18 protein-coding genes are annotated in these 19,338 nt (G+C 66.0%); 8 read left to right on the top strand and 10 right to left on the bottom strand.

What is annotated here, in order from left to right; genetic code table 11:
• The first annotated feature begins 80 nt into the window (after positions 1–80).
• The 4 genes from H5T73_03715 (at position 81) to H5T73_03700 (ending at position 5,776) form a co-directional block, all read left to right on the top strand.
• Positions 81–1,514 (top strand): hypothetical protein, encoded by a 1,434-nt coding sequence (locus H5T73_03715; GenBank protein ID MBC7246872.1) that lies wholly within the window; start codon positions 81–83, stop codon positions 1,512–1,514.
• Positions 1,511–2,647, top strand: a complete 1,137-nt coding sequence (locus H5T73_03710) for a 2-hydroxyacyl-CoA dehydratase (GenBank protein MBC7246871.1) — start codon at positions 1,511–1,513, stop codon at positions 2,645–2,647. The genes H5T73_03715 and H5T73_03710 overlap by 4 nt, the downstream gene beginning before the upstream one ends.
• A complete protein-coding gene (locus tag H5T73_03705; protein MBC7246870.1) occupies positions 2,647–4,068 on the top strand; it encodes a 2-hydroxyacyl-CoA dehydratase in 1,422 nt (473 codons plus the stop codon). The genes H5T73_03710 and H5T73_03705 overlap by 1 nt, the downstream gene beginning before the upstream one ends.
• A gap of 724 nt (positions 4,069–4,792) precedes the next feature.
• A complete protein-coding gene (locus tag H5T73_03700; protein MBC7246869.1) occupies positions 4,793–5,776 on the top strand; it encodes a 2-hydroxyglutaryl-CoA dehydratase in 984 nt (327 codons plus the stop codon).
• A gap of 11 nt (positions 5,777–5,787) precedes the next feature.
• Here the strand turns inward: H5T73_03700 and H5T73_03695 are convergent, their stop codons facing one another.
• The 8 genes from H5T73_03695 to H5T73_03660 form a co-directional block, all read right to left on the bottom strand.
• Positions 5,788–5,982 carry a CooT family nickel-binding protein gene (locus tag H5T73_03695; GenBank protein ID MBC7246868.1) on the bottom strand — a complete coding sequence of 65 codons (195 nt, stop codon included), beginning with the start codon at positions 5,980–5,982 and terminating at the stop codon, positions 5,788–5,790.
• A complete protein-coding gene (locus H5T73_03690; GenBank protein MBC7246867.1) occupies positions 5,975–6,403 on the bottom strand; it encodes a DUF3842 family protein in 429 nt (142 codons plus the stop codon). The genes H5T73_03695 and H5T73_03690 overlap by 8 nt, the downstream gene beginning before the upstream one ends.
• 47 nt (positions 6,404–6,450) lie before the next feature.
• Positions 6,451–6,777 (bottom strand): thioredoxin, encoded by a 327-nt coding sequence (trxA, locus tag H5T73_03685; protein ID MBC7246866.1) that lies wholly within the window; start codon positions 6,775–6,777, stop codon positions 6,451–6,453.
• A gap of 249 nt (positions 6,778–7,026) precedes the next feature.
• Positions 7,027–7,989 (bottom strand): thioredoxin-disulfide reductase, encoded by a 963-nt coding sequence (gene trxB / locus H5T73_03680; protein ID MBC7246865.1) that lies wholly within the window; start codon positions 7,987–7,989, stop codon positions 7,027–7,029.
• Positions 7,990–8,250: 261 nt separating this feature from the next.
• Positions 8,251–9,630, bottom strand: a complete 1,380-nt coding sequence (locus H5T73_03675; protein MBC7246864.1) for a VWA domain-containing protein — start codon at positions 9,628–9,630, stop codon at positions 8,251–8,253.
• A gap of 99 nt (positions 9,631–9,729) precedes the next feature.
• Positions 9,730–10,638, bottom strand: coding sequence for a MoxR family ATPase (locus H5T73_03670; protein MBC7246863.1), 909 nt, complete (start codon positions 10,636–10,638; stop codon positions 9,730–9,732).
• Positions 10,639–10,779: 141 nt separating this feature from the next.
• Entirely contained in the window at positions 10,780–11,535 is a 756-nt protein-coding gene (locus H5T73_03665) for an HD domain-containing protein (GenBank protein MBC7246862.1), read from the bottom strand.
• Positions 11,536–11,855: 320 nt separating this feature from the next.
• Entirely contained in the window at positions 11,856–12,260 is a 405-nt protein-coding gene (locus H5T73_03660; GenBank protein ID MBC7246861.1) for a hypothetical protein, read from the bottom strand.
• A gap of 231 nt (positions 12,261–12,491) precedes the next feature.
• On the opposite strand from H5T73_03660, the gene H5T73_03655 reads away from it, so the two are divergent.
• Positions 12,492–13,595 (top strand): radical SAM protein, encoded by a 1,104-nt coding sequence (locus H5T73_03655; protein ID MBC7246860.1) that lies wholly within the window; start codon positions 12,492–12,494, stop codon positions 13,593–13,595.
• 143 nt (positions 13,596–13,738) lie between these two features.
• Here H5T73_03655 and H5T73_03650 read toward each other — a convergent pair whose 3' ends face one another.
• Positions 13,739–14,566: a mechanosensitive ion channel family protein gene (locus tag H5T73_03650; protein ID MBC7246859.1), complete on the bottom strand. Its 828-nt coding sequence runs from the start codon at positions 14,564–14,566 to the stop codon at positions 13,739–13,741.
• Position 14,567: 1 nt separating this feature from the next.
• A complete protein-coding gene (locus H5T73_03645) occupies positions 14,568–15,038 on the bottom strand; it encodes a hypothetical protein (protein ID MBC7246858.1) in 471 nt (156 codons plus the stop codon).
• Between the two features lie 641 nt (positions 15,039–15,679).
• On the opposite strand from H5T73_03645, the gene H5T73_03640 reads away from it, so the two are divergent.
• From H5T73_03640 to H5T73_03630, 3 genes are all read left to right on the top strand, one after another.
• Positions 15,680–16,885, top strand: a complete 1,206-nt coding sequence (locus tag H5T73_03640) for a trypsin-like peptidase domain-containing protein (GenBank protein ID MBC7246857.1) — start codon at positions 15,680–15,682, stop codon at positions 16,883–16,885.
• A 339-nt stretch (positions 16,886–17,224) separates the two neighbouring features.
• Complete coding sequence (locus tag H5T73_03635; protein MBC7246856.1) at positions 17,225–18,004, top strand: response regulator transcription factor; 780 nt, start codon at positions 17,225–17,227, stop codon at positions 18,002–18,004.
• Complete coding sequence (locus H5T73_03630; protein ID MBC7246855.1) at positions 17,928–19,100, top strand: HAMP domain-containing protein; 1,173 nt, start codon at positions 17,928–17,930, stop codon at positions 19,098–19,100. Before H5T73_03635 ends, H5T73_03630 begins: the two co-directional genes overlap by 77 nt.
• Positions 19,101–19,338 lie beyond the last annotated feature (238 nt).

Here is a 19,338-nt window from a genome sequence, read left to right as displayed (position 1 = left end):
ACGGGAAGCGCGGCCGAATCGCGGGGTCCCCGGCGCGCGGCCGCAGGTGTTCGCACGGCAGTGCACTCGACAGCGAGGTGATGGCGATGCATGCGGAGAACGAGAGCACCCGCCCGGAGGTGGAACGCATCCGGGAGAACTTCACGCGCCTCCTGCGGGACGTCAACGAGGGCGACCCGCGGGAGCTGGCGCAGGCCCTGGTCGGAGATGACGGCGATACTTCCCTGGCCGTCCTGGAGGCGCTCCCCAGGGTGCTGGAGGCGGCGGCGCGGGCGGTGAAGGCCCTCGCCGAACACCTCGAGAGCCTGCCCCCCGAGAGCGCTGCGCAGGCCGTCGACCGGGCCCTCTCCCGCCTTGACGGCGGGGCGATCGGCGAGGCGGTGAATTCCCTCTCCCGCCTCATGATCCGCCTTCACGAGCAGGACCCCGGGCTGCTCGCCCGGCGGCGCCTGGCCATCACCGCCGACGCCCTGCGGGCCGTGGACTTCGGCAAGCTGCGCAAGGCCTTGGTCTTCCGGGCGGAGGAAAACCTGGAGCTCCTGCGCGGCGAGGTGGAAGCGCTGGGGGACAACCCGGTGGCCCTGGTCAACCTCTTCAGCGTGGTGCCCCCCGTGATCAACCAGGCCCTCAAGGTCCTGCAGAAGCTCTTCGAGGTGCTCAACATGCCCGCGGAGGCCATGTCCTACGCGCTCTTCAACATCCTCGAGGACCTGGACTGGAAGGGCATCGCGGAGGTGATCAACGGGGCCGCCGGCGTGGCGGTGAACCTCCACCGCGGCAACCTCATCCTGGGGGAGGGGAGCCTCTATTCCGCGACTCCCTTCTCCCGCATGGGGAGCGAGCTCGTGGCGGGACTGCAGGGCCCGCTGCTCGCCGAGGCGGTGGCCGCCCTTGCGGAGGAAGGGGAAACCATGGTGGCCGCCCTCGTGGGCCAGGCCCTGAGGGACGAGGCCATGGCGGTCTCGCTGGCGGAGGCGGCGGTTTCCCTGGCGAACGCCCTCGCGCGCACCGCCGCCTCCCTCTTCGAGAGCCTGTGCTCGCTGCCGCCGGAGACCATGCGCGGCATGAAGGAGGCGCTGGCCCGGGGCCTGGATACCGAGGGGACGGCAAGGGCCGTCCATGCCTTCCTCGAGCTAGGCCGCAGGGCAGGGGAGGAGAGCCCGGGCCTCCTCTCGCGCATCGGCCGGGAGGTGGCGTCATCCCTGAGAGCCGAGCGTACCTCTCTCATCCCCTACCACAGCCTGGCGGACCGGGTTAACCGCGCCCTGCGGGCCTTCAACCGCCGCGCCGCCGCGGGCATGCCAGCGGGGTCGGCCGCCTCGGACTTCCTGGAACGCCTGGACCACGCGGAGCTCGACCGCGCCGCGGGGAACGCCGCGTCCCTCCTCGCGGGCGCGCTGGCCGCGCACCCGGAGCTCGCCGGCATCGCCCTCAGGGCCTTATCTACCATAATATACCAAACCATCAAGGGCTACCTCGCCGGGCGGTGGGCCCGTCTTCGCGGAAGGAGGTGAAGGGCGTGACAGGCGTACCCACGGCACCTATAACGGAACGAGAAGTATACGACGACTACGTCCGGGAATGGAAGGCAAGGGGCGGCCTGGTGCTCGGCTACGCCTGCGTGGCCACGCCGGTGGAGCTCATCGAGGCGGCGGGCATCCTTCCCTACCGCATCCGGGCCCTGGGCAACCCCCGCACCGACCTGGCCGACGGCGAGATGTCCCTCTTCAACTGCTCCTTCTGCCGCTCCTGCCTGCAGCTCGCCCTGGACGGCACCTACGATTTCCTGGACGGCATCATCGAGACCAACGGTTGCGACCACCTGCGGGCCATGTTCGAGAACTGGCAGCACTGCAAGGGGCTGCCCTTCTTCCATTACCTCAAGGTCCCGCACTTCTACCGCGACGACTCCCTGGCCTACTTCGAGGGCGAGCTGGAGCTGCTCCGGGACCACATCGCGTCCCATTTCGGCGCCGAGGCGAGCGAGGCATCCCTGCGGCAGGCGGTCGCCGATTGGAACCTGGTGCGGGAGAAGTGGAGGGAGCTCTGCGCCCTGAGGGAAGCGGAGCGTCCCAGGCTCTCGGGCAGCGAGGCGCTGGCCCTGGAGCTGGCGGGGTCCCGCATGACGGGAAGGGATTTCGCCCGCCTGCTCTCCGACTCCCTGGAGGAAAGGAGGAACGCGCCGGGGATGAAGCCGGCGGCCAGGCTCATGCTCTGCGGGCCGGCAACGGACGAGGTGGAGTGGCTGCGGGAGATGGAGGGCCTGGGTGCGGCGATCGTCTCCGACGCCCTCTGCTTCGGTTCCCGTGCCTTCCTGCAGCGGCAGGACGCGGACGGCGATCCCCTGCGTGCCCTTGCCTCCGGCTACCTCGGGAGCATCTTCTGCCCCCGCATGTACAAGGAATACGGAAAGCGGCGTGATTACATCGTGCAGACGGCCCAGCGGTCACGGGTTGACGGCGCCGTATACCTCTACAACAAGTTCTGCGACCTGCACGGCGTGGACTCCGTGCTGGTGCGCCGCGACCTCGAGCGCGCGGGCATCCCCGTCCTGGTGCTGGAAAAGGAGTACAGCGCCGCGTCGGACGTGGGGCGCACCAAGACGCGCGTGCAGGCCTTCCTGGAGAGGATCGGGGGTGGTGCGTGATGGAGAAGGGTTACGCGATGAGGTGGGGCGAGAACGGTTTCGAGCGCGCCGTGAGCATCCTGGAGATGGTCTACAAGTTCTCCGAGAACATCAGCGACGAGGACGTCGAGGGGGCGGCGAACTTCGTCTTCCCGGAGCTCAGGAACACCGTCCTGGGGCTGCTGGAGCTGCCCGCGAACCGCAACCTGGAGGTCTTCTTCTTCCAGAGGCTGCTCGAGCTCTTCTGGGAAGCGCAGCGGGCCCAGGCGGAGGGAAAGAAGCTCATCTTCATCCCCTTCACCTTCCCGCCCGAGCTCTTCTGGGCCTTCGATTCCCTCTTTCCCCTGTGCACGGAGATAGTCTCCGGGGCCATCGTCAACATCTGCTACGGGCAGGGGGAGCGCTTCTGGGACTACGCGTTGAGCCTGGGGCTTCCCGACTCCCTCTGCTCCGGCAACACCATCGGCATCGCCTCGCTCCTGGCCGGCCCCGGGCTGAAGCCCGACGCCATCGTCTACAACACGCCCGGGAGCTGCAACCCCAACGCCAAGATACACGCCTTCGCCGCCGACTACCTGGGGGTCCCCCAGTTCATCCTGGAAAAGCCGGTGGACGAATCCCCGCGCGGCCGCGAGCAGTACTTCCAGTACCTCATGCGGTTCGTCCGCGAGATCGAGGAGTGGAGCGGGGAGGAGCTCAAGGAGGAGCGCCTGCGCGAGGTGATGGAGAGGTCTTACCGCGCCGTGGAGCTCTACAACGAGTACTGGGAGCTCAAGAAAGCGCGCCCCTGCCCCGTCCCCAACATCTTCGGCATGACCCTCCTGGTGCTGCGCAGCCAGATGTGGGGACGCGAGGACGCGGTACAGGTCCTGCAGCGTATGGTAGATATTTCCAAGGAAAGGATGCGCAAGGGTGAGTATACCGCCCCGGAGGAGCTGGCGCGCGTGTACATCAGCTATATCTACTGGCTGTTCGACTTCCACGGTTACTTCACCTGGATGGAGAAGAGGGGGATATCCATCCTGGGCGACATACTCGCCATCCATTATTTCCCTCCCATGGACTACTCATCCAAGGAGAGCATGTTACGGACCTATGCGGACATCGCCTTCGACTATCCCATGACGCGGCAGATGGGAGGGGAATCCATCTCCCTGCGCTGGGTGGACGACATCTGCTACGCCGTGCAGGACCTGGGGGCGGACGCCTGCATCTTCGGGGGCGTGCACGCCTGCAAGCATACCCTGGGAACCGTCTCCTTCTTCCGACGCGAGATGATGAAGCGGTTGGGCGTCCCCACCCTGGTGCTCACCGGCGACGTCTTCGACAAGCGGCAGACGCCCATGGAGATATTCCAGCGCGAGGTGGAGACCTTCCTCGACCAGGTCATAGCGAGAAAAAAGCCCGCGCGCAGGCGAGCGCACCGGCCGGGCCCTGCATAGGGCCCGGCACGGGCGGCACGGGCCCGGCGGCAAACCCGCGCACGGCGTCATCGCGCGTCTCCGCAGCGTAATTGCAAGCGAAACGAAGCGTTCCCCCCTGGCCCTCGTATCCCTCCTCCAGCTCCCCGCAGGAGGGGCAAGCCCGGGGTTCTTTTTCCGGGATCACCCTTGCCGCGGTGCCGCACCGCCCGTGCCGGGCGCCCCACCCCCTTCCGGTGTGGCCACCGCCTTTTTCGAAATCCCTCCTTCCCGGTGGTAGGAGTAGCGTGGAGTCGGCCGGAATGGGATTAGGGGGGCGCTTTCCCGATTCGGCGCCTCAACACGGAAAGAATGACGGGTTTCCCGCAAGCGCTGGGGTTGCGGGGTTCGCATGCCTCGATTCGGCCCTTCGGCCGAACACCGGGGGTTTGATCCCATCCGGCCATCACCGATTTTCGACCCAAGGCCGAAGGGTTATCCCGGTCCCTGCTTATTGATGGCCGCAATGATGCAGCGTGATGGTGATGAACATCTCCCGTTAAACCGCGGCCTCCCCACCACCATCATCGCTTTCGTCACTCTGTGACATGGAGTTTTCCAAACGAATTCCGCAACTGCGGCCATGCTTTCCAGGCATTTCTGTCGAGCATGGAGTGATCGTCACGGATCCGGCAGCCCTGGCCCTTCAACCGGATATCGAAGATGCGACCCCAACCGCCCCCGGTACTGTGATAAAGTAATAGCCATGAAAGGGTACCTGGGAGTTGACGTGGGTTCGGTGAGCACCAACCTGGTGCTCCTGGACGAAAGCGGCGAAGTAGCGGCCTCCGTGTACCTGCGCACCATGGGACAGCCCATCCGCGCCGTGCAGGAGGGCATGCGCGAGCTGGGCGCGCAGCTTCCCGGCGACGTGGAGGTGATGGGTGCGGGGACCACGGGAAGCGCCCGCCACCTGAGCGGCATCATCGTGGGGGCGGACATCGTCAAGAACGAGATCACCGCCCACGCCGTGGCCGCCCTGCACGTCGTGCCGGAAGTGCGCACGGTGCTGGAGATCGGGGGCCAGGACTCCAAGATCATCATCCTCCAGGACGGCATCGTGGTCGACTTCGCCATGAACACGGTGTGCGCCGCCGGCACGGGCTCCTTCCTGGACCACCAGGCGGCGCGCCTGGCCATCCCCATCGAGGATTTCGGTTCCTACGCCTTGCGGGCGGAGACGGGCGTACAGATCGCCGGTCGCTGCTCCGTCTTCGCCGAATCGGACATGATCCACAAGCAGCAGGTGGGGCACCCCATCGAGAACATCATCTTCGGGCTGTGCGAGGCGCTGGTTCGCAACTACCTGAACAACCTCGCCAAGGGCAAGAGCATCGAGCCTCCGGTGGTCTTTCAGGGCGGCGTGGCGGCCAACGTGGGCATGAAGCGCGCCTTCGAGGAGGCGCTCAAGATGGAGGTGGTGGTCCCCGAGCATTACAACGTCATGGGGGCCATCGGGGCCGCCCTGCTCGCCAAGGAGCTGAACCCGCCCGTCTCCAACTTCAAGGGCTTCCGGGTCACCGATATCGACTACCGCACCTCCAGCTTCAACTGCAAGGGATGCTCCAACAACTGCGAGATCGTGAAGATCATGGTGGAGGGGGACACCCTGGCCCGCTGGGGCGGCCGCTGCGGCAAGTGGGAACTGGACCTGCCGGGGGCGAAGACGGCGGGTGCCGCCGCTCGCTGACGCGGAAACGCTCAGCCTTCGCTCTCGCGCAGGATGATGCGGTGGTCGAGGAGCTCCACCTCGCCGATGCGCGCGGAGACCAGCTTCTGCTCGCCGAAGACGTCCACCAGGAGCAGCTTTCCCTCCTCGGGCCGCACCTCCACCACGTCGTCCATGATCTTTTCCAGCTGCCCGCCCCTGTCCATAAAGACCGCGGCCTCACACATCTCCGCTCACCTCCTCGCACATCCTCCTTACCAGCTCCACCGCCTGCTCGATAAGCTTGGGGAGCGGCTCGTCGCCGGTGCCCATGATGTCTATCCGGGGGTGGGTCAGGGGCAGGAGCACCTTGCGACCACGGGCGGAGGCGATGGCCGTGGCCATCTCCGGCGTCAGCTCCCCCATCATGGAGTTGGGGATGAGGATGGAAAGGCTTCCCATGATGACGTCCGCCTCCCCGATGCAGACGCGCACGGCGTTCTCTCCCGTGGCCCCCCGGTTGGCGCGCGCCTTCATCATGTTCCCGGTGGCGATGGCGTTGGCGCCCAGGGCGATGATCTCCGTGTCCTCCGGGAGGTTGCGCCGCAGTTCCAGGACGAGCTGGTGGCCTATGGACCCCCCCATGCCGTCTACCACGGCTATTTTCATGTCCGCTTCCTCCTTGCGACCATACCTTGAGGCCGGCCCCGGGATCCCTACAGCCAGCCCTGGAATTCGTCCACGAAGGCCTTCTTGGGCCGCGCGCCGACAAGCCGCTTAACGGGCTCGCCCTTCTCGAAGAGGATCATGGTGGGGATGGACTGGATCTGGTAATCGCGCGCCGTCGCCATGGCCTCGTCCACGTTGAGCTTGCACACCTTGATCCTGCCCTCCCATTCCTCCGCCGCATCCTCCAGGATGGGGGCCATCATCTGGCAGGGGCCGCACCAGGGCGCCCAGAAGTCCACCAGGGTGGGCAGCTCGCTCTTGAGGACCTCCTGCTCGAAGTTGCCGTCATTCAACTCGACGACTTTACCGGCCACCGGTCACACCTCCTCCGGGTATCGTCTCCCGCCTGTCACGCGTTTCTTCTTTCCGTTCCGATTATCCGCGCATGTTCCGCTTTTCCCGCATCGCACACTTCCTCGTACCACCGTCCTCTTTCCCGTTCCTCGCCATCGCGCCGCTTGCTCGTCCTTCCCCTTTCCCTTGACCAGTTCCCCCGTGCGCTCTCCTTCCCGCCCCGGAAACCGGTCCCGTTCCGCCCGGCATACCATATATTACCATGGAGGTCAGATGTACGCCGTTCCCATGAGGCTTTCCACGTGGAACTGGGCGTTGAGGGCAGCCCTCACCCCGTCTCCCACCGCGGCCGCCACCTGCCACACCGCCCCGGCGCGCACGTCACCCGCGGCGAACACCCCCCGCACGCTGGTCTGCAGGGAGGCGTCGGCGAGGATGAACCCCCTGTCGTCGAGCTCCACGAAACCGCGCACCTCCTCGGTGTTGGGAAGGTTGCCCACGTAGAGGAAGACCCCGTCCACCGCCAGCTCCTCCTCGCCGCCCCCCTCCACGTCGGCGAGGAGCAGTCCTTCCACGCGCTCCTTCCCCCTGATCTCCTTTACCACTTTCTTCCATGCAAAGTCCATCCTGGGATGCGACAGCGCCCTCTCCTGGAGTATTTTTCCCGCCCGCAGGCGGTCCCTCCTGTGCACGATGATCACCTTGCGGGCGAAGCGCGTGAGAAAGAGGGCTTCCTCCACGGCGGAATTGCCGCCGCCCACCACCGCCACCACCCCGTCCTTGAAGAAGGCCCCGTCGCAGGTGGCGCAGTAGGAGACGCCGCGCCCGTGAAATTCCTCCTCCCCCGGGACGCCCAGCTTCGCCGGCCGCATGCCCGTGGCCAGGATGACGGCATGGGCGCGCAGCTCCCCTTCCTCGGTCTCCAGCACCTTTACCTCCCCCTCCTCCCTCGCTCCCACCAGGGGATTGAAGGGGTTGATGCGCAGCCCGAATCCTTCCGCCTGGCGGCGCATGCGGTCCACCAGCTCGAAGCCGGATATTCCCTCCGGGAAGCCGGGGTAGTTCTCGATGCGCTCGGTGAGGGCTGGCGCCCCTCCAGGTGACTGTTTCTCCACCAGCAAGGCATTCATGCGGGCGCGCGCCAGGTAGATGCCGGCGGTCAACCCCGCCGGGCCGCCACCTACGATGACCACGTCCAGCGTCTCCTCGCGTTCCCTTTTCGCCTCTTCCATCTGCGCTCCCGTCTCCTGCCCCTATCACCGTCGCCGCACAACGCCGCACGAGGCATTATCTCTTCATTATCTCTTCGTTTTTTCGATTATAAACCACCCCCGGCCTCCGTGCCTGTCCTGGATCATCCGTCGTCTCGCCCGCCTCGTGCCGTGCGGCACGTTCGCGCCCCGGAATCACGACAACATCCGGGGCGCGACCCCGTGATGTAGCGGAAGGCAACGCCTGTGGCCCGGCCCCGCGGCATCGGTCCCGTGGTCTTGCTACAGCAACAGGGACTCCACCGCATCCTCGAGGTCCCGCAACGTGCGGCATACCCTTACCTCGCGGCAGTAGGGGGCGTACGCGCCTATGACGCTGTCCCCGGTGTCCCAGAAGGACCCGGTTTCCGGGTTCAGCCAGATGATGCCCTTGCAGCGGTCCCGCATCTTCTCCAGCGCCCAGGTGCACGGGTCGTTGTAGTTGTTGCGGGCGTCCCCTATGACCAGTATGTACGTGCGGTAGCCCACGTCCTGAAGGTACCGTTCGCAGAACTGGCGGAAGACGCCGCCGAAGTCGCTGCGGGCATGGTAAGCGATGCCCGCCTCCGTGAGCGCCCTCTTCACCCCCTTGGAAATATCTTCCTCTCGGAAGAAATCGGTGACCTCTCCCAGCTCGTCCACGAATACGAAGCTGCGCACCTTGGCCAGGCAGTCCTGGATGGTGTAGACGAACTGCAGCATGAACTGGGAGACGCGCGCCACGGAAGAGGAGATGTCGCAGAGCACCATGAGTTCCACCTTCTCTATCCTCTTGCTCCTCATGACCAGGCGGAAGGGGACCCCTCCGTGCTGCATGTTGCCGCGCAGCGTCGCCCGGACGTCCAGTTTGCCCCGCCGCATCCTCGTCTCTCGCAGGGAGATCCTGTTGCGCAGCCTGCGGGCCAGGACGTCCACCGCCCTCCGCATCTGCTGCATCTCGTGCTCGTCCAGTCCTGACAGCGGCCTGCCCACCAGGCGCTCCATCCTCTCGGGTATGGGAACGCGGTCCGCGTTGCGCGCCTGCTCCCTCTCCACGTAACGGCGCACCTGCCCCCGGAACGCTTCGCGGTTGGCCCGAAATGCCTCCCGCAGGCGCTCCAGCTCCTCCTCCCCCCATCCCTCCTCCCTCATGCGCGCCAGCAGCAGCGCGAGCTCCTCTTCCATCCCCTGCCAGTCGAAAACATCGTTTATGCGCCGCGTGTACATCCCCACCTGCATGCGCGTCACCAGCTGGGAGGTACCGACCCCGCCCGCGGCCGCGCTTATGAAAGGCTCCCATTCGCTTGCCCTGCCGCCGAGCAGGAGGAGCAGCAGGGGGCTCACTTCGCCTTTCCCCGCCATCTCCCGCGCCGCGCGCTCCAGGGAAGCGAGGAGCCCGTCGTCGGGGACCACGTTCCCGCCGGCGCTCTCCAGGCCGAGGAAATAGAGGGGGAAGAGCTCCTCGAAGTGCACCGCATCCTTGTCGTTTTTTACCAGGGTAGCCTTGAGCGCGGCCTTGAAGGCCGCGGCGTCTTCCAGCCCCACCGCCTCCGCGGCCCCCAGGGCATCGATGCTTTCCGCCGTGGATACCGGCACGCCGCGTCCGCGCAGGCCCCTCACGAATTCCAGGACGCGCTCCTCCACGCCCTCACCCTTTCACGCCTCTTCCTCCCGCGCAGGGGAAGGCAGGGCAACACGGGCGGTCCCTTCCGGTGCGGCTCCCCGCCTTCCGCCCGTCCCCGTTCATGCCTCCACCAGCTCGTGCAGGTTCTCCCTCGCCTTGCCTATGTCTTTCTCGTACTTGAGGACGATGTTCAGGGTCTGCCGCACCAGCTCCTGGTCCAGCCTCTGGGCGTTGAGCACCACCAGGGCGCGGGCCCAGTCCAGGGTTTCGCTGATGCCCGGCGCCTTCTTGAGGTCGAGCCCGCGCAGGCGGTGTACCGCCTTCACCACCTGCTCCGCCAGGCGTTCGCCGATGCCGGGGACCTTCAGTCGCACTATCTCCAGCTCCTGCTCCCGCGAGGGGAAATCGATGAAGAGGTGCAGGCAGCGCCTCTTGAGGGCGTCGCTCAGCTCCCGGGCGTTGTTGCTCGTGAGCACGACCATGGGGATATGCCTGGCCCGCAGGGTGCCCAGCTCCGGTATGCTCACCTGGAAGTCGGAGAGGATCTCCAGGAGGAAGGCCTCGAATTCCGGGTCGGACTTGTCCACCTCGTCTATGAGCAACAGGGCCGGTTTCTCCGACAGGATGGCCCGCAGCAGGGGCCGGGGCACGATGAACTTCCGGGAGAAGAAGACCTCGTCCTGCCTCGCGACCCTCTCCACCGCCTCCGCCAGCCCGCGGGCTCCCGCCAGCTCCTCGGCGAGCACGTCCTTGAGGATCTGGGTGTACAGCAGCTGCTTGGAGTACTCCCACTCGTAGAGGGACTTGGCCTCGTCCAGGCCCTCGTAGCACTGCAGGCGTATGAACTCGCGGTCCAGGGCGGCCGCCGTCACCTTGCCCAGGTCCGTCTTGCCCACCCCCGCCGGCCCTTCCACCAGGACGGGCTTGCCCAACCGCTCCGCGAGGAAGACCACGGTGGCGATCTCCTCGCTGCAGATGTACTTCTGCTCCGCCAGCCTGGCGCGAACCTCTTTGACGCTCTGGAACATGTTCTCGCCTTCTCTCTGCCTTCTCTCTGCCTTCTCTCTGCTTCTACCCGCCTTCTCTCCCGCTATCTCTACCCGCCTTCCGTCGATCGCCGCTTATCGCGGGGCGCTTCTCGCCTTGCCCTTCACCCACCCCTCGTTCCGTCATATCCCGTACATCCCCGCCAGCTCCCGGTACAGCCTCTCGCCTATCTCCAGCCCACGCGCGATGAAGTCCGGTCCGTACTCCCTGCCCGTGGGTGTGCGGAAAGTATCCGCTATGCGCCTTATCCCTTCCATCCTGGGAAGGAAGTTGCGCAGCAGGACCTCCAGGGGGATGCGGAACGGCGCCGCCATCGACCACAGGGTCTCGGTGAAGTTGTCCGGTCCCCACCTGAACTTATCGGCATCGTAAAGCGCGTCGGAGAGCACCTGCAGCGAGGGGTCCTCCAGGGGCATGGCCGGCTTGAAGGCCTCGTGGTTGCGGATGGCCTGCGTGATGGCCTTCCTCTCTCCGTCCCTCACGTCGAAGCCCCGCAGGATCATCTCCGCCTCCTCCGCCCCCTTCAGCGCGTGCTCCGGCTCGTCCCTGCGGATGTCGTGCAGGAGGCCCGCCAGGTGGACGAGGAGGAGGGTGCGCTCTCTATCCTCCCTTTCTCCCTCCCCGCCGACCTCGCTCTCGATGAGCACCAGGGCGCCCGCGTCCACGGCCACCTTGAGAACGTGCGCCATCCCGTGCCCCAGGCGCTCCCCCCTCTCCTCGACCAGTTCACGCACGGACATGCACAGAGGATGGCCCTCGAGCGCGGCCCGCGAGGCCTCCACCGCCTCCTCCTTTTCCAGGTAGAAACGCGGGGGGTCGACCTCCGAGGCTATGCGCAGCGAGATCGCCCTCGCCGCGAGATATTCTTCCGAGAGCAACTTGCGGCCTTTCCTCCGTATCCGCGCGTCCGCGCCACCGGCCTGCGCCGCGACCGGACCGCGTTTTCCCGACCATGTTTCCCGGCCACGCAAACATGGAACGCGCGCCGGTTCGCTTTCCACGTCAATTGTAACCCAAGCGGGCGGCATGCAGGCTGACGCAAGGCCCTCCTGGTGGGCGCGGCCCGGTGCTCCCGCCGGCGGGCGTGACGGCGCGCACGACGATGCCTGCGGAAAGACAACGTGGGTTTCTCGCGGGTCCCGCGTTCCCGTCGGGAGGAGAGGCGGCATGCACGGAGTGGCACCATGCGAGCGGTGAGTCATTCCGGCCGCGCGTCCCCGGGCTTCATGCGAGACGACCTTCTCTTGAGAGCGGCGATGGGAACGTCCAGGAAGGCCACGTTCGCCGCCAATATCCAGAAAGTGACCGCGGCCATGCCCCAAGCGCCCCATCCGACCGCCAGCGCCCCTATCGTCAGGCCGCACGCGGCAAGGGCGATGAGGGCGGCGAGAAGCGCCGACTTCCGCCGCAGGCGCTTTAGCCTGGCAGAAGCTTCCAGGTGATGCAGGAGAAGCTCGCGCGGCTCCTCCTTTTTCCTCAGGTAACGGGAGAGGATGACCAGGAGGGAGGCGTCGGGGATGTTCCCCGCCAGCTGCATGACGGCCCCGACCATGGTCACGTTGATCAGCGTGACCATTCCCAGGATCATCACCCAGGCCGCCATGCCGCCTCCAGGTCTTCCATGCAAGACCGCTTCCCGGTCGTCCGCATCGGTATCCGCTCCCTGCTCTCCGCGCCTTGTCCGCGGCGCCCCGCCGCAATAACTGCATTATACGACGTGCCCGCAACGTGCTATCCACCCCGGCCGTACGCGCGTGCCCCCGCCTCTCCGGGAGGGTAAAATCATTAAGGGGGGAATGGAGTTAAGGGTGGAACGGAGGAACGGGAGCAGGCCATGCTGGACGAATACTTCGCCATCCTGAACGGGGAGAGGCCGGCCCGCCACTGGGTGGCGTCGCGCGTGGAGATCTCCGTCCCCTCCGGCGCCCCGGGCATTGTCCCACCCGTTCCCGCCGGCACCGCCACTCCCGGCACCGTACCTTCCGGCGCCCCGGGCCCTGAAGCCCTGGAGGGCATGAGCGACGAAGGGCTCTGGGGGCTGCACGACGAGGCCATGGAGCGCTTCCGCCTGGCATGGCGGGAAGGAAAGGAGCCACCGCCTCCAAGCGGTACTTCCCTGCTCGAGCTCAAGGCACTCCTGGCGCGCCGCATGCTCGCGGCATGCCGCATGTGCGAGCGCCGCTGCGGCGTCGACCGCACGCGGGGAGAACGGGGTTACTGCGGGGTGGGCGACGTCTCTCGCGTGGCTTCCGTTTTCCTCCATTTCGGGGAGGAACCCGAGCTGGTCCCGTCGCACACCATCTTTTTCGCCGGCTGCACCTTCCGCTGCGCTTACTGCCAGAACTGGGATATCGCCATGGACGCCCGCGGCGGCAGCCCCGCCGATCCGCTCCTTCTCGCGGCCGGTCTGCGGGAGGGCATGCGGCAGGGGTCCCGCAACGCGAACTTCGTGGGCGGCAACCCCGACCCCAACCTGCACACCATCCTGGACACCATCATCGCCCTGGGCGAAGACGGCAGGGGCCTGCCCATGATCTGGAACTCCAACATGTATACCTCGCTGGAGGCCATGCGCCTCCTGGAGGGAGTGATGGATGTCTACCTGGCGGACTTCCGCTACGGCAACGACGATTGCGCCTCCCGCTACTCGGACGTGGAGGATTACTTCCGCGTGGTGAGCCGCAACTTCCTCCTCGCGCGCGAAAACGGCGAGGTCATGCTGAGGCAGTTGCTGCTGCCGGGGCACCTGCACTGCTGCACCGCAAGGATCATGGAATGGGTGGCGGAGAACATGCCGGGCGTGTATTTCAACCTCATGTTCCAGTACCGCCCCGAATACCGCGCCGCCCTCTTCCCGGAGATAGACCGCAGGCCGAGCGGGGAGGAGAAGCGCGGGGCCATGGAGATCGCGGCGCGCCTGGGCATCGCCCTCTCCTGACAGGGCGGCGACAGATAAGGCGGCGACATCGCGCGGGGGCCGGGTGGCGGCGATCACGAGAAGGGCGCCGCCCGGTCAGGCACTCCGCTGCTTGCGCCCCCGCTTCAGCTCCCCGCATCATCGCCCGGGGTGCAGCTGCCGGCTCAGGGACCGGGCAACACGGTGACGATGGGATAGGGTATCCTAACCCCTTCCTCCTCCAGCCTCCTCTTGACCGCGGCGACGGCCCTCGACCTGGCCTCCAGGAGGCTGGTGCGCTCGGGGTCGATCCAGAAATAGACGCGCAGGTTGATCGCGCTCTCCCCCATCCCCTCCACCACCACCAGGGGAGCGGGTTCCGCCAGCGCCCCCTCCACGTCCCCCAGGGCCTCCGCGGCCGACCGCGCCGCCCTCTCGGGATCGGCGTCGAAGGAGACGCCCACCTGGAAATCCAGCCTGCGGCGCCGGTTCACGGTGGCGTTGATGACCACCCCGGAGAAGAGGGAGCGGTTGGGGACGAACACCTTCCTGCCGTCGAACATGCGTATCACGGTGTCCCGCACGCGCACGTCCTCCACCACGCCCTCCACGTCCCCGAAGCGCACCGTGTCCCCGATGATGAAGGGGCGCTGCAGTATGATGGTAATCCCCGCCAGAAAATTCTCGATGACGTCCTTGAGGGCGAAACCCAGGCCCACGCTCACCAGCCCCATGGAGGCCACCAGCGCGCCCGGGTTCACTCCCATCACGCCCAGCGCGACCAGGAAGCCAAGGGTCATCACGGCGATGAAAACCAACCGCGAGACCACCTGCGCGGCATGGCCGGAAACCTTCAGCCTGGCGACGGAGCGTCCCACCAGGAACCTTCCCGCGCGCGCCAGGAGGTAGAAAAAGGCGAGGACGACCACCCCGACGGCGAGGGAGGGCAGGCGGTCGATAAATCCCTCCCAGAACCTACGGAAGGCGTCAACCACGATGTTGGCGGTCAGCAACTCAGGGCTTCACCTCCTGCGAGGCGCCCTCGCCCTCGTCCTTGCCCTCGTCCTTGCCCTTCGTGCCTGGTTGCGTGCCGCCGGTATTCTGCGGCGTCACGCCGGGATAGAGCTCCTGAAGCCACTTCCTCATGTTCTCCGGCAGGTGCTCTTCAACCCATTGCTGGTCCGGAAAGCCGTCGCGCACGAACGCATATACGTTTTCTCCCCCCGTTCCCACGAGCTCCTGGAGGGAGTTTCTCAGCCCGTCCTGGGCGCGCGTGAAATCGGTGCTGTTCTCCCTTATGGTCGTCTCGCTGGTGCGCACCACCACCCATACCTCTTCGGCGCCCTTCAATGCCCTGGCGGCCGTGAAAGATCGCCGGTAGCCCGGCAGGAGGATGGCCACGATGATGATGGCCACGATGATCACCGTGACCACGTTGACGACCAGGGCCGCCACAAGACTCACCTTGCGGCGCTTTTTCTCCACCCTTGGCCTTCCCGCGCGCGGCGGCATGCCTTCCGGCGCCTGCGAAGTCACGTCTTCCTGCGGTGCAAGCGGTCCAGGCGGACCGCCCGTCTCATCATGGTTCATGTTCATCACCTCCGTCTGTCAATCATTCTATATGCGCCGGCGGCCTTCCTTTTCCCGCGTCGTCCCCCTTCTTAAGGATAACCTCAGGGGCATTCCGCGCAGAAGAGGACGCGCCTTCCGGAGACGGGGCTGCGCCTTAATGAAACGGTCGCCCATCGCACCGGGCGGGAGCACGACGTCACCGGGGAAACCCGTTCCGGTACCCGACCCGACCGCACAGACCGATGTTCGGCAAGGGGTCCGCTTTCTTCTCCCGGATCCTATGATTTCTTAACCTTTCCTTAACAGAACCCGTTTAACCTATTGCCAGGGAAAGCGGGTAATATTAACAGTTGAGGGAAGGGAGGGGAACCCGTAAGCGAGCCGTCCCGTCATTTTTGATCGGGTTACTCGCGGAGGGGGCGAGGCGCCCCCCACGCACAGGCTGCCCAGGCCTGCGGGCCATAGCGAAACACACCGGGAGGAAGCGTCTCGGACCGAAGCGGCAGCCTCCGGATTCGGGGATTTGTTCGCCATCGGCGAGAACAGAAGAGGTGATGAGAATGACGGAAAACATGGGGATACCGCAGCAGCCACCATCCGTGCCTCCGCCCCCGCCGCCGGTGCCGCCGGGCCCGCCCCCCGCATCGGGCGGGCCGCGAAACGGCGGGCGCCGGAGGAACATCCTGGCGTCGGTCGCCGTTTCCCTCGTGGTCGCGGTGGCCGTGGTCTTCCTCCTGCCCCTCATCCTCGGGAGCAACCCCGTGGACGTTCTGCGCGGCAAGGGGACCACGACAACGCAGGTGCAGGAGATAAAGACGGTGGAGGAGCGCGTGGTCAAGGCGGGGCAGGAAGCCGTGGTCGAGGTGGCCCAGAAAATACTCCCCTCCGTTGTCAACATAGAGGTGCAGTACGGGGGCCTGCAGGGCGGCGTGGGCTCGGGGTTCATCTACCGCTCGGACGGCTACATAGTCACCAACAACCACGTGGTGGAGGACGCCAGCAGGTTGAAGGTCTCCCTGCGCGACGGGTCCACCTACGATGCAAGGATAGTCGGAACGGATCCCGACAGCGACCTCGCGGTCATCAGGATAGACGCCTCCGACCTGCCGGCCGCTCCGCTGGGGACCTCCTCCGACCTGGTGGTCGGCGAGCTGGCGGTGGCGGTGGGCAGCCCGGAGGGCTTTGAGGGCAGCGTCACCTCTGGGATCATCAGCGCCCTCAACCGCAACATCTACATCGGCAACACGCCCCTGCTCGACGTCATCCAGACCGACGCCGCCATCAACCCCGGCAATTCCGGAGGCCCCCTGTGCAACAGCGCGGGACAGGTGATCGGCATCAACACTGCCATATATTCCCAGACCACGAGCGGCGGCTATGACGGGCTGGGCTTCGCCATCGCCATCGATAACGCCAGGCCCGTGATCGAGCAACTGATCGAAAAGGGGCACGCCACCCATCCCTGGCTGGGCTTCATGGGCAGCACCCTGGACCCGGACACCGCCAGGGTGTACGACCTGCCCGTGGACAGGGGCGCCATCGTGCGCCGCGTCATCGCCAACGGCCCCGCGGAGAAGGCGGGTCTGCGGGCAGGCGACATCATCGTGGCCATAGACGGCGCGGCGGTGGACTCCATGGACCAGGTGATGCTGGAGGTGCGCAAGCACCAGGTGGGAGACGAGATCACCGTCGACTTCTACCGCGGCAGGGAGAGGAAGCAGGTCAGGGCGGTTCTGGAGGAGAAGCCATCATCGCTCTGAGATCTTTGAGATGACCTGGAGATGGCCCGGAGCGGGGCTTTCGGAAGCACGGTCTCAGGGCCCCAACACCCCCTGAGCGGAAGCGCCAGCCCGCAAGCGGCTGGCGCTTCACGCTTTCCGGGAACAGCTTAGCTCCGGCCTGCTCGGCCGCCCGCCCTCTCCTCGTGACGACTTTTTCGGGGCTCGATAGCTCCCCGCGCATGTTTCCCGCCACCCCCGGTCGTGCTCGCTCCCCTCTTGCCCCTTCCGCCCGGACCCCCTCGCGTCACCGCCTTCTAACGCCCTCTCTTTTCTGCGGTGTCCTGCGGCACCTTCTTCCCTACTGAGGCCCCCGCTCTCATGCGCCTTCATATTTTCTTAATATTTACCGCTTATCATGAGCTAAGCCCGGCGGCGTCCGGGGCGGGGAAGCCGCGTCGAGGGGGAGCGGTGAGGAAGGACAGGATACTCATCGTCGACGACGAGAAGGACATCGTGAGTTTCGTGCGGGCCTACCTGGAGAGGGAGGGCTACCCCACCCTTGTGGCCTACGACGGCGAGACGGCTCTGCGCCTCTGGCGCGAACACCGGCCGGACCTGGTGGTCCTGGACATCCTCATGCCCATGCTGGACGGCTACGCCTTCTGCCGCGAGGTGAGGAAGCTCTCCCGCGTGCCCATCATCATCCTCTCGGCCAGGGCGGAGGAGGAGGACAGGGTGCGCGGCCTGGAGCTGGGGGCGGACGACTATGTCATCAAGCCCTTCAGCCCCCGCGAACTCGTGGCCAGGATAAGGGCCGTCCTGCGGCGCAGCAGGGCGGAGCGGGAAGCCCTGCTGTGCGTCGGCCCGCTGGTCATCGACAGGAGGAATCACCTGGTTACCGCGTGCGAGCGGGAGGTGGTCCTGACCCCCACGGAATTCGCCATCCTGGCCGCCCTGGCGGCAGCTCCCGGGAACGTCCTCTCCCGCGAAAAGATCCTTCACGAGGTCCAGGGAGATCTTTACGGGGGTTATGACAGGAACGTGGACACGCATGTGAAGAATATCAGGAGGAAACTGAAAGATGCGGCGGGGGAGTGGGGATTCATCGAAACGGTCTACGGGGTCGGCTACCGCCTCCAGGCCAGGCGGAAGGCTTGACCTGCGGCTGGAGCTCTTCCTGGCCATCCTCGGGGTCACCCTGGCGTGCATAATCTTCTTCGCCTTTCTCTCGCACTTCCTGGTGCGGAGGGAGTTCAGGCGGGCCTTCCAGGACGAGGAAACCACCGTCTCTCCGCCGCCTCCATGGGGCGGGGGAGCGGAGCCTCCCCGCCCGCCCGAGCACCGGCTGCGCTACATCGACCTAGGCTACATCATCACCGGCGTGCTGGGATCCTTACTCGCCCTTCTCCTGAGCTATTACCTGTCCAACCGCATCTCCAGGCCGCTCTCGCAGCTCACGGAGGCTACCCAGCAAATCGCCGCCGGGGCTTACGGAAGAGAGGTGAAGGTATCCGGTTACCAGGAAGTGGAAAGGCTGGCGGCCGCTTTCAACGCCCTCTCGCAGAACCTTTCCCGCAACGAGACCCTGAGGAAGAACATGATCGCCGATATATCCCACGAGCTGAGGACCCCCCTTGCGGCGCAGCGCGGCTACCTGGAGGCGCTGGAGGACGGGGTCATCCCCTTCGACCGGGAGTCGCTCGAGGTCCTCGCCCGGAACAACCTCCTGCTCTCCCGCCTGGTGGAGGACCTGCGCCAGCTGGCCCTCGTGGATGCCGGGCAACTCGAGCTGCACCCTCAAGCCCTGGACATCGGAAAAGCCCTCCAGGAAACGGTCGCCGGCTTCGAGCACTATATCCAGGAAAAGGACGTCCGCGTGGGCTTCGTGCTCTCCCATGATCTTCCAAGGGTGAGGGCGGACCCCGAGAGGCTTTCACAGGTGGTCGGGAACCTGATCCAGAACGCGCTCGCGTACTCCCCGCGCGGCGGGAGCATCCTGCTGGAAGCGCGCCGGGAAGGCGAGGAGGTCGTGGTCTCGGTGAGCGACCGGGGTCCCGGCATCGAGAAGGAAGAGCTGCCGCTGATCTTTGAGCGTTTCCACCGCACCGACCGCTCCCGCGCGCGGGAATCGGGGGGCAGCGGTCTGGGGTTGAGTATAGCCAGGAGCCTGGTGGAGGCGCACGGAGGGCGCATATGGGCGGAGAGCGAGCCCGGGAAGGGCACCAGGATCTCCTTCACCCTCCCCCCGGCATGAACGCCGCCCGACCCCAGATGCGTCCGGTGATCAGATAGCGGAAATCCCGGGAAAAATGTATTAAGCGGCGTAAGGTTTTACGCGCATCACAAGGATAAAAGCCGAAAGGGGTGACGCGGGAGCGAGCGTCCCGTGCTGGTGCTGAAGGCCTGACTTTCAACCATTAGTACCAGGCTTCGTTCATATCCTTCTTGGCAAGACCGAGGGAGAGGGCTTTCCCCTCCTTATTTCTTATTAA

Source organism: Actinomycetota bacterium, from assembly GCA_014360655.1.
Taxonomy (GTDB): Bacteria; Actinomycetota; Geothermincolia; order Geothermincolales; family RBG-13-55-18; genus JACIXC01.
Note: the sequence above shows the minus strand (reverse complement) of the source record. Positions and strands in the feature narration are given on the sequence as shown.